At 40.4% G+C, this 14,847-nt stretch carries 12 protein-coding genes; 4 read left to right on the top strand and 8 right to left on the bottom strand.

Annotated features, from left to right (window positions below; genetic code table 11):
• Positions 1 to 22: 22 nt before the first annotated feature.
• From glmS to V6W77_RS08760, 5 genes are all read right to left on the bottom strand, one after another.
• A complete protein-coding gene (gene glmS / locus V6W77_RS08780; RefSeq protein ID WP_334229550.1) occupies positions 23 to 1,858 on the bottom strand; it encodes a glutamine--fructose-6-phosphate transaminase (isomerizing) in 1,836 nt (611 codons plus the stop codon).
• Positions 1,859 to 1,949: 91 nt separating this feature from the next.
• Positions 1,950 to 2,711: a DeoR/GlpR family DNA-binding transcription regulator gene (locus V6W77_RS08775; protein WP_025235048.1), complete on the bottom strand. Its 762-nt coding sequence runs from the start codon at positions 2,709 to 2,711 to the stop codon at positions 1,950 to 1,952.
• A 157-nt stretch (positions 2,712 to 2,868) separates the two neighbouring features.
• The gene (locus V6W77_RS08770; protein WP_025235047.1) at positions 2,869 to 3,069 is read right to left on the bottom strand and encodes a YMGG-like glycine zipper-containing protein; all 201 of its coding nucleotides are present in this window, start codon (positions 3,067 to 3,069) and stop codon (positions 2,869 to 2,871) included.
• A 96-nt stretch (positions 3,070 to 3,165) separates the two neighbouring features.
• Positions 3,166 to 4,008, bottom strand: a complete 843-nt coding sequence (locus V6W77_RS08765) for an ABC transporter six-transmembrane domain-containing protein (RefSeq protein WP_334238351.1) — start codon at positions 4,006 to 4,008, stop codon at positions 3,166 to 3,168.
• The gene (locus tag V6W77_RS08760; RefSeq protein ID WP_283386589.1) at positions 4,001 to 4,435 is read right to left on the bottom strand and encodes a MarR family transcriptional regulator; all 435 of its coding nucleotides are present in this window, start codon (positions 4,433 to 4,435) and stop codon (positions 4,001 to 4,003) included. The genes V6W77_RS08765 and V6W77_RS08760 overlap by 8 nt, the downstream gene beginning before the upstream one ends.
• Before the next feature lie 210 nt (positions 4,436 to 4,645).
• Here V6W77_RS08760 and V6W77_RS08755 point away from each other — a divergent pair, with 210 nt between their 5' ends.
• From V6W77_RS08755 to fbpC, 3 genes are all read left to right on the top strand, one after another.
• On the top strand, positions 4,646 to 5,680 hold the full coding sequence (locus V6W77_RS08755) for an ABC transporter substrate-binding protein (protein WP_025235044.1): 1,035 nt from the start codon (positions 4,646 to 4,648) through the stop codon (positions 5,678 to 5,680).
• Between the two features lie 50 nt (positions 5,681 to 5,730).
• The gene (locus V6W77_RS08750; RefSeq protein WP_025235043.1) at positions 5,731 to 7,767 is read left to right on the top strand and encodes an ABC transporter permease; all 2,037 of its coding nucleotides are present in this window, start codon (positions 5,731 to 5,733) and stop codon (positions 7,765 to 7,767) included.
• Between the two features lie 97 nt (positions 7,768 to 7,864).
• Positions 7,865 to 8,911, top strand: a complete 1,047-nt coding sequence (fbpC, locus tag V6W77_RS08745; RefSeq protein ID WP_334248996.1) for a ferric ABC transporter ATP-binding protein — start codon at positions 7,865 to 7,867, stop codon at positions 8,909 to 8,911.
• 74 nt (positions 8,912 to 8,985) lie between these two features.
• Here fbpC and glpQ read toward each other — a convergent pair whose 3' ends face one another.
• Positions 8,986 to 10,059: a glycerophosphodiester phosphodiesterase gene (gene glpQ, locus V6W77_RS08740; protein ID WP_025235041.1), complete on the bottom strand. Its 1,074-nt coding sequence runs from the start codon at positions 10,057 to 10,059 to the stop codon at positions 8,986 to 8,988.
• 70 nt (positions 10,060 to 10,129) lie between these two features.
• Positions 10,130 to 11,575 carry a glycerol-3-phosphate transporter gene (gene glpT, locus V6W77_RS08735; protein ID WP_334254418.1) on the bottom strand — a complete coding sequence of 482 codons (1,446 nt, stop codon included), beginning with the start codon at positions 11,573 to 11,575 and terminating at the stop codon, positions 10,130 to 10,132.
• Positions 11,576 to 11,940: 365 nt separating this feature from the next.
• Here glpT and V6W77_RS08730 point away from each other — a divergent pair, with 365 nt between their 5' ends.
• Positions 11,941 to 13,533 carry a glycerol-3-phosphate dehydrogenase/oxidase gene (locus V6W77_RS08730; RefSeq protein WP_334254417.1) on the top strand — a complete coding sequence of 531 codons (1,593 nt, stop codon included), beginning with the start codon at positions 11,941 to 11,943 and terminating at the stop codon, positions 13,531 to 13,533.
• 76 nt (positions 13,534 to 13,609) lie between these two features.
• On the opposite strand, the gene V6W77_RS08725 is transcribed toward V6W77_RS08730, so the two are convergent.
• The gene (locus V6W77_RS08725) at positions 13,610 to 14,824 is read right to left on the bottom strand and encodes an aromatic amino acid transporter (RefSeq protein WP_334254416.1); all 1,215 of its coding nucleotides are present in this window, start codon (positions 14,822 to 14,824) and stop codon (positions 13,610 to 13,612) included.
• Positions 14,825 to 14,847 lie beyond the last annotated feature (23 nt).

The raw sequence follows: 14,847 nt of genomic DNA, 5'->3' as shown, positions 1-14,847 counted from the left end.
GATGAATAAGGTTTTTTTATCGTTACTCTACGGTTACCGCTTTCGCTAAGTTACGAGGTTGATCCACATCGGTGCCTTTAATTAAAGCGATGTGGTATGAAAGTAGTTGTAACGGCACGGTGTAAAAAATTGGGGCAGTTACTTCATCTACTTTTGGTAGAACGATGGTTTTAAAGCCTTCTGCTTCTTCAAAGCCGGCATCGTGATCGGCAAATACATATAATTGACCGCCACGGGCACGTACTTCTTCGATATTTGATTTCACTTTTTCAAGTAAATCATTTTCCGGTGCAACCACCACAACCGGCATATCGCTGTCGATTAACGCTAACGGACCGTGTTTTAATTCACCCGCTGCGTAGGCTTCAGCGTGAATGTATGAAATCTCTTTTAATTTCAAGGCTGATTCCATCGCAATCGGATAATATTCGCCACGTCCTAAGAATAAGGTGTGGTGTTTGTCAGCAAAATCTTCCGATAATTTTTCGATTTGTTTATCGAATACTAACGCACTTTCAATTTGAGCCGGTAAGCGTTGCAAAGATTGCACGATATGATGCTCTTGTTCTTCGCTCATATTGCCTTGTAGGCGACCGATTGCTACATTTAATAACAATAAGCAAGTTAATTGGGTGGTGAAGGCTTTAGTTGATGCTACTCCAATTTCCACACCTGCTTTGGTTAGGAATGCTAAATCAGATTCACGCACTAAAGATGAACTTGCCACGTTACACACCGTCATCGCCGCCATATAGCCAGACTCTTTCGCTAAACGTAATGCCGCTAAAGTATCTGCAGTTTCGCCTGATTGAGAAAGCGTGATTAATAAGCTGTTCGGGCGTGTTACAAATTTACGGTAGCGGAATTCTGAGGCGATTTCCACATCACAGCTTACGCCGGCTAAAGATTCAAACCAATAACGAGCCACCATACCGGCATTGTATGAAGTACCGCAAGCCACAATTTGCACGTGTTGCACTTTAGAGAGAATCTCAGTGGCATTTGGAGCAATCGCTGAAAGATCCACTTTACCGTCTTTAATACGACCATCTAAGGTGTTCATAATTGCCACCGGCTGCTCGAAAATCTCTTTTTGCATATAGTGGCGATATTGACCTTTATCAGCAGCATCTGCTTCAAAGTTACCTTCGTGAATTTCACGTTCTACTTTGTTGCCTTGACGGTCGTAAATCTCAACAGAACGGCGAGTAATTTCTGCAACATCGCCTTCTTCCAAATAAGCAAAACGGCGGGTAACGCTTAATAATGCTAACGGATCTGAGGCTAAGAAGTTTTCACCTACACCATAGCCAATCACAAGTGGGCTGCCTGAACGAGCAACGATTAAATGTTCCGGCTCTTCTTCATTTAATACCACAGTGCCGTATGCACCACGAAGTTGTACTACGGTTTTTTGTACCGCTTCTAATAATGAAGAAGCTGAACGCAATTCCCACTCAACTAAGTGAGCAATAACTTCAGTATCTGTTTGAGATTGGAACACATAGCCACGCTCTTGTAACACAACTTTTAATTCTTCGTAGTTTTCGATAATACCGTTATGTACCACCGCAATTTTACCGCTACGGTGCGGGTGAGCGTTGGTTTCTGATGGCTCGCCGTGTGTTGCCCAACGAGTATGAGCGATACCTGTACCGCCTAATAATGGTTTTGCTTCTAATGCATCGTCTAAAGCTTTTACTTTACCGACACGGCGAACGATCTGCATTTTTTTCTCATCGGCATTTAATACCGCCACACCGGCTGAATCATAGCCACGATATTCTAAACGGTGTAAACCATCAACTAAGATTTCTGCGACATCACGCTGTGCTACTGCACCTACAATTCCACACATAAATTTGCTTTCCTATTAATAAATAACGATAAAATAATTTTGCTTGTGAGGGCGAATTGCAATTCGCCCCTACATATCTGTTTTAATATGCTTACTTCGCAATAAGCACTTCGACACCCATCTTTTCGATTTGTTCTTTCGTTTCGAAACTTAATTGGTTGTCGGTAATAATTTTGGTGATTTTCGACCATTCCAATTCAATATTAGGCATTTTTCGCCCGATTTTTTGTGATTCAATCAACACAATCACTTCTCGGCTCACGTCTGCCATTACTTGGCTTAACCCTACCAATTCATTGAAAGTAGTTGTTCCACGAGCGAGATCTAACCCATCAGCCCCAATGAAAAGTTGGTCAAAATCATACGAACGTAGTACTTGTTCAGCCACTTTTCCTTGAAAAGATTCTGAACGGCTATCCCAAGTACCACCTGTCATTAATACTGTTGGCTCGCATTCCAAAGAGGTTAACTCCGCAGCTAAATTCAGCGAGTTGGTCATCACTACTAAACCTGTTTGGTTTAACACTTTAACCAAAGCCCCCGTCGTGCTGCCGCTATCAATAATGATACGGTTATGATCTCGAATACAATCTCGAGCGGCTTGAGCAATCATTTTCTTTTGAATCGAAAGTTGCTCAATAAATTCTTCCTCCATCATTTCTGATGGGATTTTCACTGCTCCACCATATTTTCGCAATAAAAAACCACTTTCTTCTAAAGCGGTTAGGTCTTTGCGAATGGTAACTTCTGAAGTTTCAAACAGTGTAGCGAGTTCATCAACACTCACTTCTTGTTGCGATTGTACCATCTGTACAATTAAATGACGGCGTTGTTGCGTATTACGTTTTGACATTACAATCTTCACTTAAGTTTCGTTTCAAAACTTTGTGCATTATAAAGAAAGAAAATAAAAAGAAAAGCAAGAAATCCATAATTTACAAAATCTATACAAAACAAAACCGCTTGTTCTTTGGCGATACAAGCGGTTCATTTCTGTCAATTTTTTGCAATTATTTGATTTGGCTACCAATTACGCCACCAAGTGCCGCACCACCTAAGGTTGCACCCGTTGAATTACCGATCACATTGCCTGCAACACCACCAACAGCAGCACCAATCGCTGTATTACGTTGCGATTTTGTCATATTGTTACAGCCTGATACTGCAACCGCTAAAAGGGCTACTCCGACAACTTTTAACATAGATTTCATATTAATCCCTCATTATTAATCAATTTCAAATCGGTCAATCTCCTTGACCCAATTTATAAGATTTTATCTTTTGGAAAAGGTTCAATAAATTAATCGTTAAACCTCTACTCGATTACCTATATCTTTCAATTCTGAGAATTTTTCAACCAATCTTGGCATATCATCAAGGCTCATTGCAAAACTCCACATATAAGTAATGACGGCATAAATATGTCCAGCCTCTACCTTTTTATTTGCAAGAATAGCTAAGGTTACGCCAAATAAAATGCTCAACACAACGCCAATAACCAAAAAGCTCACTGCTTCACGATTAGAAATGGCAATCCGAATTTTCGATAACAAATCATAGTGTTTAACCAATTCAGCATTTCTAATACGTTCGATAGTATGTACTTCATTTTCAAGGCGATTATTCAGTTTAAAATAGAGCCGATCATTTCTACGTGTATAGCTCGGTAAAATCAGCAAAAATAGTATTAAAATCGTCAACGCAATCACACCTGACCAAAATTCAATAATCAGCAACATCACTACTGAGCCGACAATTGAAAATGAAGCTGTAATCAAAATCGGCAAATGCTCTTCAAAAAAGGCGACAAATTGACGAGCTAAGTTTGCGTGAGCCGTTGCCGAAGAAGTTGTGCCTTTTTGCTTTTCATTAATAATTGCCTTGATGGCTAAATCGGCATAAATTCTAACAAACGCTCGAGTATCCACCGCTCGTCTTGCTGAACCAACCACCCAAATAATTAAAACCACTAAAGCATACACTAAGGCGTTGAAAACATTGCCCGCCAATACTGCATTTACCGCAAAGCTACCAACAAGTGGATAAAGCAAAATCAATACATTTTCGAATGCTACAAGCGAAAAAGTTGCCAATAATTTTGAGCGGTACACTTTAGCAATATTTTTTAACGTCTGAAGTGTTCTAGCCACTATGTTTCTCCAGCTTTTGGCTTAAAGCAGTTTGCAATGCTTTAAACTCATCAAGTAAAAATTTTATTCTCTGTATGCCAAACGCATTAATAACTTGATTTTCTCTGCTCAGTAATTCTTCAATAATAGGTTGAGCAAATGCTCTGCCTTTATCCGTAAAATACAAGGTTTTTTCTCGTCTATCTTGCTCACTGATAACACTTTGCAAAATTTCCTCAATTTCCCACCGCTTGCATAGCGTATTAATCGTTTGTTTGGCAATTTGGCATTTTTCAGCAATGTGTTTTTGGGTACAAGCTCCTTCTACCCAAAGCGTGTAGAGAATGGCTAATTCATTTTCATTAATTTGATACTTTTTTGCGAACAAGCCGTAACTTATCAACATATTGGTACAAGTATCGCCGATTTGATCGAGATAATTTTGCAAACTTTTCTCCTAAAAATAATCCTAAAATTGACTAATTTTGTCATATTAGTCATTTTTAGGACTAATTTCAACTTTTATTAGAAGCTGATTTGCAAAATCCCAAGCAAATTCGACCACTTGTTTGGTTGAACTGTGAAGCAGCTCACAGAATTGCGTCCCGTTTTTTGCTATATTTCGCCTAATTTTCTCCCTAACTTTAAGGAAACCACAATGAAATTGAAAAAATTGGCTTTGACAGCATCTACTTTATTACTCGGATCATTATTTACTCAATCAGCATTGGCGGAAGGTCGTTTAACGGTTTATTGTAGTGCGACGAACGAGCTTTGTGAGCAAGAAGTTCAAGCTTTCGGTAAGAAATATGATGTAAAAGTTTCGTTTGTGCGTAACGGTTCGGGTAGCACATTAGCGAAAATTGAAGCGGAAAAAAATAACCCTCAGGCGGATGTTTGGTACGGCGGTACGCTTGATCCGCATTCACAAGCAGCAGAAATGGGCTTGTTAGAACCCTATCAATCGCCAAACCTTACCCAAATTATCGAAAAATTTCGTGATCCTGCAAAATTAAAAGGTAATTATTCCTCTGCGGTGTATATGGGGATTTTAGGTTACGGCGTGAACTTAGATCGTTTGAAAAAATTAGGTATTGAGAAAGTGCCGACCACTTGGGAAGAGTTACTTGACCCACGTTTAGCAGGCGAAATTCAAATTGCAGACCCGCAAAGCTCAGGTACGGCTTATACGGCGATTGCGACTTTCGTGCAACTTTGGGGCGAAGAAAAAGCCTTTGAATACTTCCGTAAATTACACAAAAATATCTCACAATACACCAAGTCAGGCATTACGCCGGCTCGTAACACCGCTCGAGGCGAAACCACTATCGGTATCGGCTTCTTACACGACTACGCTATCGAGAAGAAAAACGGGGCTAACATTGAAATGACTGCACCAACCGATGGTACAGGCTATGAACTTGGTGGTGTGAGTATCTTAAAAGGGGCGAGAAATCTTGAAAATGCGAAATTGTTCGTGGATTGGTCGCTTTCTAAAGAAGCTCAAGAACTCTCTTGGCAAAAAGGGAATGCATTCCAAGTTTTAACCAATACAACAGCAGAAGCCTCGCCTTATGCTCTTAATCCAAAAGATTTAAACTTAATTGACTACAATTTTGAGAAATATGGATCAAGTGAAGAGCGTAAACGCTTGATTGACAAATGGGTTAATGAAGTTAAATTAGCGAAATAATCCTATCTTTTAGAGGGGGCTTTCCCCCTCTTTTCTATCTGTGAGGTATTATGCAGAGTTTTTCTTTTTCCCGACCGCTTGTATGGGTGGTGATCGGTTTACTCGGTTTTCTCTTATTGCCCGCTAAAGCATTAGATTATGGCTTGTTTGATTCAACAAAAGACGAGCTTTTTAATGCGATGGGTTGGTCAAATTTAAATATCACTTGGGCGTGGTTCTTACCGCTTTTTGCATTTTTATTGCCAAATCCGACCGCTTGTAAACGCAGAGCTAAGCTAGAATTAGTCGGCTTAGGTTTATTATTTGCTTTTATTTTCTTATCGGCAATTGTACTTAAAATCAGCTTAGGCTATGCGGTATTGCCTCTGATTATTGCCATTACAGGGCTAGCCACCAATAATCTCGCTATTCTTAAAGTAATGCAGGGCGATCGCTTTATTATCGGCTCATTGATTAGCATTATTTTGCTGATTTTCTTCTTTATTGTTTACCCAACCATTGCGATTTTCGTTTCAATGTTCTACAACGGCGACGAGTTTGTGCCAAGCCAAGTGCTAACCATTTTACAACAGCCTTATGTGGCACGAGTGGTGGGGAACTCTTTATCGGTTGCGGGAACGGTGGGCGTACTTTCCACCCTGTTTGGTTTGGCTTTTGCACTTTATACCACTCGAATTGCTAAACGATCTGCGTTCATCGGGCGAATTTTCTCGATTTTACCTATTGTTACCCCTCCCTTTGTGGTGGGTTTAGGCGTAACGCTAATGCTTGGGCGTTCGGGCTATGTAACCGAATTTTTAGTGGAACACTTTGGTTTTGCCAGTAACTGGCTCTATGGTTATACCGGGATTGTGATTGCTCACACCCTCGCACTTACACCAATGTCTTTTATGATTTTGGAAGGAGCGTTGAAATCCATTCATCCGTCTGTAGAAGAAGCCGCTTACACCTTGCGTTCTAATCGCTATCAAGCCTTCTTTAACATTATTTTCCCGTTACTCAAACCTGCTCTGGCTAACTCATTCTTGGTAGTCGCCATTCAATCTCTTGCCGATTTCAGTACCCCATTAGTTTTAGGTGGCAGTTTTGATGTGATCGCTACTCAAATCTACTTCTATATTGCCGGCTCGCAACTTGATTATGCCTCAGCAAGTACACTTGGGGCAATCTTGCTCGTGTTCTCGCTTGCGATTTTCGTGATCCAATATCTCTGGATCGGCAATCGCTCTTATGTAACGGTATCAGGAAAATCTTATCGTGGCGATGTGCAAGATTTACCAAGCGGTATGAAATGGCTCATTATTTGCACATTGTTGTTCTGGGGAACGTTCAACTTAGTGCTTTACGGTAGTATTTTCTACGGCAGCTTTACCGTGAACTGGGGTGTGGATTACACCTTAACGCTTGATAACTACATCAAGCTGTTCGGGCAAGGCTTTAGCGATGGCGGTTTCCCATCACTCATTCAAACCGTGTTGTTCGCCGCTGCTGCCGCTCCAATTACCGCTCTGTTTGGTTTGTTGATTGCTTATGTTACGGTTCGCCGTGATTTCAAAGGCAAAAAAACGTTGGAATTTCTAACTTTACTTTGCTTTGCCGTGCCGGGAACGGTAGCCGGGGTGTCTTACATTCTCGCCTTCAACGATTCACCGATTTATTTAACGGGTACAGGTATGATTATTATCCTCTCAATGGTAATGCGAAATATGCCTGTGGGTATGCGTGCCGCCATTGCCGGTTTAGGGCAACTGGACAAATCGTTAGATGAAGCCTCCCTTTCGCTAAAAGCCGGCTCATTTAAAACAATGTTGTTTGTGGTGTTACCGCTCCTCAAGCCAGCCTTGCTTTCCGCTTTAGTAACCAGCTTCGTGCGGGCAATGACCACCGTGAGTGCAATTGTATTCTTAGTTACTGCTGATACGCGTGTTGCAACCTCTTATATTCTCAACCGTGTAGAAGATGGAGAATACGGTATTGCGATTGCTTACGGCTCAATTTTGATTGTTGTGATGATGGCAATTATTTTGATTTTCGATTGGATCGTCGGCGATACACGTATTGCTCGCTCTAAGGCAAAGAAAATGTAAAAAGACATCTACTCTCTCCCTTTATGGGGGAGAGACAGAAAAATACTTCGTTCAGAAGTATTTTTCAGAGAGAGGGATATAATTAAAAGGACAAAATATGAATAACGATTTCTTAGTATTAAAAAATGTAACTAAATCTTTCGGCAAAGCAACTGTTATCAATAATCTCAACCTCAGCATTCCAAAAGGAAAAATGATTACCCTGCTTGGACCTTCAGGCTGTGGAAAAACCACCGTGCTACGTTTAGTCGCAGGTTTAGAAAGCCCGACTTCTGGGCAGATTTTTATTGATGGCGAAGATGTAACCCAAAGCTCAATCCAAAACCGTGATATCTGTATTGTATTCCAATCCTATGCCCTCTTTCCGCATATGTCGATTGGCGATAATGTCGGCTATGGCTTAAAAATGCAAGGGGTGCCGAAGGAAGAACGCTTACAGCGTGTGAAAGAGGCGTTGGAATTGGTCGATTTAGCGGGGTTTGAAGACCGTTTTGTCGATCAGATTTCAGGCGGACAACAGCAACGAGTGGCTCTGGCACGTGCGTTAATTCTAAAACCAAAGGTGCTTTTATTTGATGAACCGTTAAGTAACTTAGACGCCAACCTTCGCCGCTCAATGCGGGAAAAGATCCGTGAATTACAGCAACGCCTGAATATTACTTCACTTTATGTTACGCACGACCAATCGGAAGCCTTTGCGGTGTCTGACCAAGTTATTGTGATGGATAAAGGCATTATCAAACAGCAAGATACGGCAAAAAATCTCTATTTACAGCCAAACTCGCTATTCCTTGCCAACTTTATGGGCGAATCAACCATTCTGCCGGCGAAGAAATTGGATGACCAAATCCAAATTGGCAATTTCAGTTTTATTCTTGCTAATTCAGCTCGCTTCAATGTACCGAACGGCGACTGCTTGGTTGGTATCCGCCCAGAAGCAATCCGCTTGCAAGCTGATGGTGAAGAAAATCAACGTTGCCAAATCAAACACGCGGTTTATATGGGTGCTCATTGGGAAATTGCAGTGGAGTGGCAAGGCAAAGAGCTGATGGTAAACCTCAACCCTGATCAATATAATGAAAACCAAGCAGAATATTATATTCACTTAAGCCAAAATGGTATCTTTTTGCTTAATAATGAGTAGCCAATAAAAATACAAGCGGTCTGATTTGCAAAAAAATTTACTAATCAGACCGCTTGCTATTTAAAAAGCATTAATTATTTCTGTTTTTTTAAAAACTCAACGGCAGTATCAGGGAAGTCGGTAAATACCCCCGTTGCCCCTGCTTTATTCAATAGTGCGTCATACATTTGATCTACATTTTCAAAGAATGGAGCTAACGCATCTTTACGCACAGTGTAAGGGTGAATTTCTAACTTATGTTTAGCCAACTCTTTTACAAGTGGGGTATATTTAATATCTCCTACTTTTGAGTTTTTATCGTCAATCAACATATACCAGCCCGGACCTACGCCATCAGCATATTTTGCCACTTCCGCCATCGCTCCTTCTTTGAACATCCAGTCGTAGTCGTAGTTAATCCATTTGCCGTCTTTGTCTTTCTCTTCGGTCTCAAACCAATCGGTGTACGCCACAAGTTGTACTAATTTCACATCCATACCAAGCTGAGGAAGTAATTCAGTTTTAATGCGTTTTAACTCATTGAAATCGAAAGTTTGTAGATAAACTGGCGATGATTTTTTATCGTAGCCATATTTTTTCAACACTTTCAACGTTTCTAATGCAATGTCTTTACCTTCTTTGTGGTGTAACCAAGGTGCTTTAATTTCTGGATAGATCCCAATTTTCTTACCCGTTGATTTTTCTAAGCCTTGAATAAACTCAATTTCTTCTTCAAACGTATGAATTTTAAAATTGGACTGCCAAAGTGGGAAACGTTTTGGATAAACTTGAACCTGCTTACCATCTTCAATTTTGAAGTTTTCAGTCATTTCCAGTGTGCGAATTTCTTCTAAGGTGAAATCTGCTACATAGTAACGCCCATCTTCACGCTTACGTTCCGGAAATTTTTTCGCTACATCGGTTAAGCCATCTAAGAAATGGTCGTGGATCACAATAATGTGATTATCTTTCGTCATTGCAAGATCTTGCTCTAAATAGTCCGCTTGTTGCCCGAATGCAAGTGCCTTAGACTCTAAAGTATGCTCAGGTAAATAACCACTTGCACCACGATGAGCAATAACTAACTTATCCGATTGTTGTGCATAGGCACTCAATGTCGCTGCTGATAATGCTAATGCCGCAACTAATGTTTTGAATTGAAATTTCATAGAATTACCTCATTGTGTTAAAAATAAAGGAAGAACATTTCTGCTCTTCCTTTTGCTAATAGATTAACGACTATTTACCGTAGTGGTCGCCTAATTTTGCTTTGTGTTTACTTTCTTCAATCATCACAATAAACATCAATAACACAGCTAACACACCACCTGTAATCATCACATAGAAGCCACCGTCCCAGCCAAATTCGTGAGCAGCCCAACCTACTACCGCAGATGCAGATACTGTACCGCCTAAGTAACCGAATAAACCGGTGAAACCTGCTGATGTACCCGCTGCTTTTTTCGGTGCTAATTCAAGGGCGTGTAAGCCGATAAGCATTACAGGACCATAAATTAAGAAACCGATAGTGGTCATCAAAATGAAGTCCATTAACTGATATGGGTTTTCATACCACGCTTTGCCTGCATATTGAGCCAGCTCCGCCTCAGGTGTTGCAGGGTTCAACCATAATGCAACAACCGCTGCGGTGGTTAAAATCATAAATACGAAACCGGTTAAACCACGTTTACCTTTGAAGATCTTATCTGACACCCAACCACATAATAACGTACCAGGAATCGCTGCAAGCTCATAAATAATGTACGCAGACGCAGTACCTTTAATGTTGAAATGTTTCACTTCACCTAAATAAACCGGAGACCATTTCAATACACCATAGCGAATTAAGTAAACGAATACGTTCGCAATTGCGATGTACCACAAGAGTTTATTTTTCAATACATAAGTGAATAAAATCTCTTTGGTGGTTAATTCGGTTTCAGATTTTTTCTCATCATAATCATCCGGATAGTCGTTACGCCATTTTTCAACCGGTGGTAAACCGCAAGATTGAGGCGTGTCTTTCATCATAAAATAGATTGGAATCGCCGCAATCATCGCTGCAATACCCGGATAGTATAAGGCTTGTTGCCAAATATCTTTTGCGGTTGCTTCAACACCATATGTGTTGTAGAAAATTGCACCGGCTAAAATCACCATTAAGCCCGGTACCATACCACCCACGTTGTGAGCACAGTTCCAAATAGAAACGATAGTACCGCGTTCAGATTTAGACCACCAGTGAACCATCGTACGACCACACGGCGGCCAACCCATACCTTGGAACCAACCGTTTAAGAAGATCATAACGAACATTACCGCAATGCCTGAAGTTGCCCACGGCATCAAGCCCATCATAGTCATACATAAACCGGACAGTAATAAACCGAACGGTAAGAATACTTTTGGATTTGAGCGGTCTGACATCCACGCCATCACAAATTTTGATAAACCGTACGCTAAACCGGCACCGGTACCGATGATACCGAGTTCCGCTTTGTTGTATAAACCGGCTTCAATTAAACCTTTTTGTGCTAAGTCGAAGTTAGCACGCACAAAATAATAAGCGGCATAGCCGAAAAAAATACCTGCAAACACTTGCCAACGTAAGAATTTGTATCTTGCATCAACTTTGTCCGCCGGCAACTCCGCAATATGCGGAGCGGGTTTAAATGGACCAAACATTTTTATTCTCCAGTATAATTATTAAGTAATACCTATTCTTAGGTCGGTCAATAATATCTGAAAATAACAAATGACAAAGTTATTTTTTGCAAAAGTGTGATTTATTTCACAAAATTTTCACTTTAAATCATTTTAAATTTTCGAAAATACGCATTTTGTTCTTGTATATCTAATCTAACTACTTATAAAAAAGCCACTTTACACAACTGAAAAAGCAGTAACTTACGATTTAAATTCAATAATTTTGTGATATAGATCTGATTTTCAAACAAATCTATTTGAACTCATTTTATTTTCGTTTATGCTAATAAAGTTTAAATTAAGTTCAAATTCGAGCAATCAGCATCGAACAAAAGGAGCAAAAAATGCAAAGAAATCAACAACTCGCTCAAGTGCAACAAACACAAAAATGGGATTTCATTATTATTGGTGGCGGTGCAAGCGGTTTAGGTATTGCAGTAGATACCGCCTCTCGTGGCTATAAAACCTTATTGTTAGAAAGCCACGACTTCGCTAAAGGGACGTCAAGCCGTAGTACTAAATTAGTACACGGTGGTGTGCGTTATTTAGCCAATGGCGATATCGCATTAGTAAGAGAGGCATTGCGTGAACGTGGTCGCTTAGCTAAAAATGCGGCTCACCTCTTTAAAAACCAAAGTTTCATTATTCCAAACTACACCCTTAAAGATTGTTTAATGTACCGTGTTGGTTTAGGAATGTACGATATGCTTTCAGGCAACCTCAGTTTAGGTAAAACGCAAAATATTGATAAAGCTGAAGCAAAAAGACGTTTACCAACATTAAACGATTTGGGTTTGCGTGCAGGAACAGTTTATCAAGACGGACAATTTGATGATGCTCGTTTAGCCGTAAATATGGCTCAAACGGTGGTTGAGCAAGGCGGAACCGTGCTAAACCACGCTAAAGTAACGTCATTGCACAAAACACCACAGGGCAAAATTGATGGCGTAACTTTCTACGATGAGCTAAACCAACAAGAGTATACGGTATTTGGTACAGCAGTGATTAATGCAACCGGCGTATTTATGAATGATATTTTAAGTATGGATCACGGCAGCCCAAAAAAATTCGTTGTGCCAAGTCAAGGGATTCACTTAGTGTTAGATAAATCATTCTTACCAAGTAATGATGCATTAATGATTCCTAAAACCTCAGACGGTCGTGTGTTATTCGCAGTGCCTTGGCACGATGTGCTAGTTGTAGGCACAACGGATACGTTAATCGAACACCCATCTTACGAACCTATTCCGTTAGAACAAGAGGTAAACTTTATTTTAACTACTGCTGGGCAATATCTGACAAAAAAACCAACCCGAGATGATGTAAAAGCCGTATTCGCAGGACAACGCCCGCTTGCTGCACCTGAAAAAGAAGGTCAAAGCACGAAAGAAGTTTCTCGTAGCCATAAAGTTTTAACCGACCCGACTAGTGGCTTGGTTACTATCACAGGTGGTAAATGGACAACTTATCGCCAAATGGCAGAAGATACGGTGGAAGAAGCATTAAAAGTTCACCCACAATTAGGCAACAAACCTTGTAGAACGGTCGATTTATCTATTCACGGTAATATTCCAGCGGAATTAGTTAATTTACAAGATCATCTCTACGTTTATGGTTCAGACATTCCGGAACTACGAGGCTTAATGACCGCTTACCCTGAATATGCGGAAAAACTCCACCCAAGATTGGATTACACTGTGGCTGAAGTGATTTGGGCGGTTCGTAATGAGATGGCTCAAACAGTAGAAGATGTATTAGCACGCCGCGTTCGCTTACTCTTTACTGATGCAAGAGCTGCAATTGACAGTGCAGCTAAAGTTGCTGCAATTATGGCGAAAGAAATGGGTAAAGATGAAGCTTGGCAACAAGCCCAAGTATCTCAATTCCTTGAAGTGGCAAAACACTACTTACTTGTGGATTACCAACCGCAAAATTAATCACAAGCGGTCATATTTTTCATAAAAATTACAAAAAAATAGCGAACTTAATGTTCGCTATTTTTATTTCAATACTTTAGCCTTTGTAAACCGGCAACATCTCAAACATTGCAAGGAAGTGGAATACCGCCACCAATACACCAAACAGGATAACCGCACCAATCAATAGATTGCCACCACCCACTTTAAATCCCTCTTGCAAACCTTGCTGGCGAACTTTATAAACCAACACAGCAGGGATAATGCACGTCCAAATCGTTGCTACTGCCCCTGCATACCCAATCGCCGTCACAAAACCGAATGGGAACAGAATAGAGAGTACCAACGGCGGCAAGAAAGTAACAAGATAACTTTTAGTTCTGCCTGCTTTGTCATTTTGGAAACCAAAGAAGTCTGCCAAAAAATCAAACATTCCCAACCCCACACCGATAAATGAGGATAAAATTGCCGCCATCGAAAACGCATTCAATGAGTGTTTGACTGACGCTGAATCAACCACACCACCTAAGATTTTCAACAACACATCCACATTACCACCACTTTCAATAATAGGGGCAAATTGATCTCGTGGTAAATTACCGAAAATACTTACCACCCAAACAAAGTAAAGCAGGAATGAAATTAAAGTACCATAGAAAATTGCTTTTGCCGCTTTTTTCTCCTCACCGTAGTAAGCTCGCATTGATGACACTGAGTGATGATAACCAAAGGAAGTTAATGCTACAGGTAACATCATCATCGCATATTTAAAGTAGCCTGAATCATTGGTGGATTGGGTGTCAAACAACGTATCAAGACTGATATTTGCCGTTAATCCAAAAATACTAAATGCAAAGCTCAGCACCATAAAGACGATTAGAATAACCGAAATTCTGTCCACCGCACGAGTTGAATGCCAGACAAAAGCCCCAAACACCAACACAAACAACGCTGAGGCGACTTTGCTATTTAGTCCCAGAAGCTCTTGTAAAATCAAACCGGAAGAGGTGATATACGCATAAAGTAAAATCCCACCAACAAAATAGACTGCTAAGTTATTAATCATATTAACTTGGCAGCCTAATACATCTTTGGTAACTGTATTAAACGAAGCTCGTAAATCATACTTTCTATAGGCTTCTAAAAGCATAGAACCAGAAAGCATCATCACTGACATAGTTAGCAACAACACTAATATTGTCCAGATTGTCCAAGCCCCTGAGCCGGCACTAGGAAGTCCTAGCATTCCCGCACCAACACACACGCTGGCAATAATACACGCACCGCCAAAAACAGAAGGTTGTTTTTTCATAAGGAACTCCTTATTGAATATTA

The organism is Mannheimia indoligenes, from assembly GCF_036880405.1.
Lineage (GTDB): Bacteria > Pseudomonadota > Gammaproteobacteria > Enterobacterales > Pasteurellaceae > Mannheimia > Mannheimia indoligenes.
Note: the sequence above shows the minus strand (reverse complement) of the source record. Positions and strands in the feature narration are given on the sequence as shown.

Coding starts and splice junctions, on each gene's coding strand:
- glmS (WP_334229550.1), bottom strand. CDS start 1,858: ATGTGTGGAATTGTAGGTGCAGTAGCACAGCGTGATGTCGCAGAAATC.
- V6W77_RS08775 (WP_025235048.1), bottom strand. CDS start 2,711: ATGTCAAAACGTAATACGCAACAACGCCGTCATTTAATTGTACAGATG.
- V6W77_RS08770 (WP_025235047.1), bottom strand. CDS start 3,069: ATGAAATCTATGTTAAAAGTTGTCGGAGTAGCCCTTTTAGCGGTTGCA.
- V6W77_RS08755 (WP_025235044.1), top strand. CDS start 4,646: ATGAAATTGAAAAAATTGGCTTTGACAGCATCTACTTTATTACTCGGA.
- V6W77_RS08750 (WP_025235043.1), top strand. CDS start 5,731: ATGCAGAGTTTTTCTTTTTCCCGACCGCTTGTATGGGTGGTGATCGGT.
- fbpC (WP_334248996.1), top strand. CDS start 7,865: ATGAATAACGATTTCTTAGTATTAAAAAATGTAACTAAATCTTTCGGC.
- glpQ (WP_025235041.1), bottom strand. CDS start 10,059: ATGAAATTTCAATTCAAAACATTAGTTGCGGCATTAGCATTATCAGCA.
- glpT (WP_334254418.1), bottom strand. CDS start 11,575: ATGTTTGGTCCATTTAAACCCGCTCCGCATATTGCGGAGTTGCCGGCG.
- V6W77_RS08730 (WP_334254417.1), top strand. CDS start 11,941: ATGCAAAGAAATCAACAACTCGCTCAAGTGCAACAAACACAAAAATGG.
- V6W77_RS08725 (WP_334254416.1), bottom strand. CDS start 14,824: ATGAAAAAACAACCTTCTGTTTTTGGCGGTGCGTGTATTATTGCCAGC.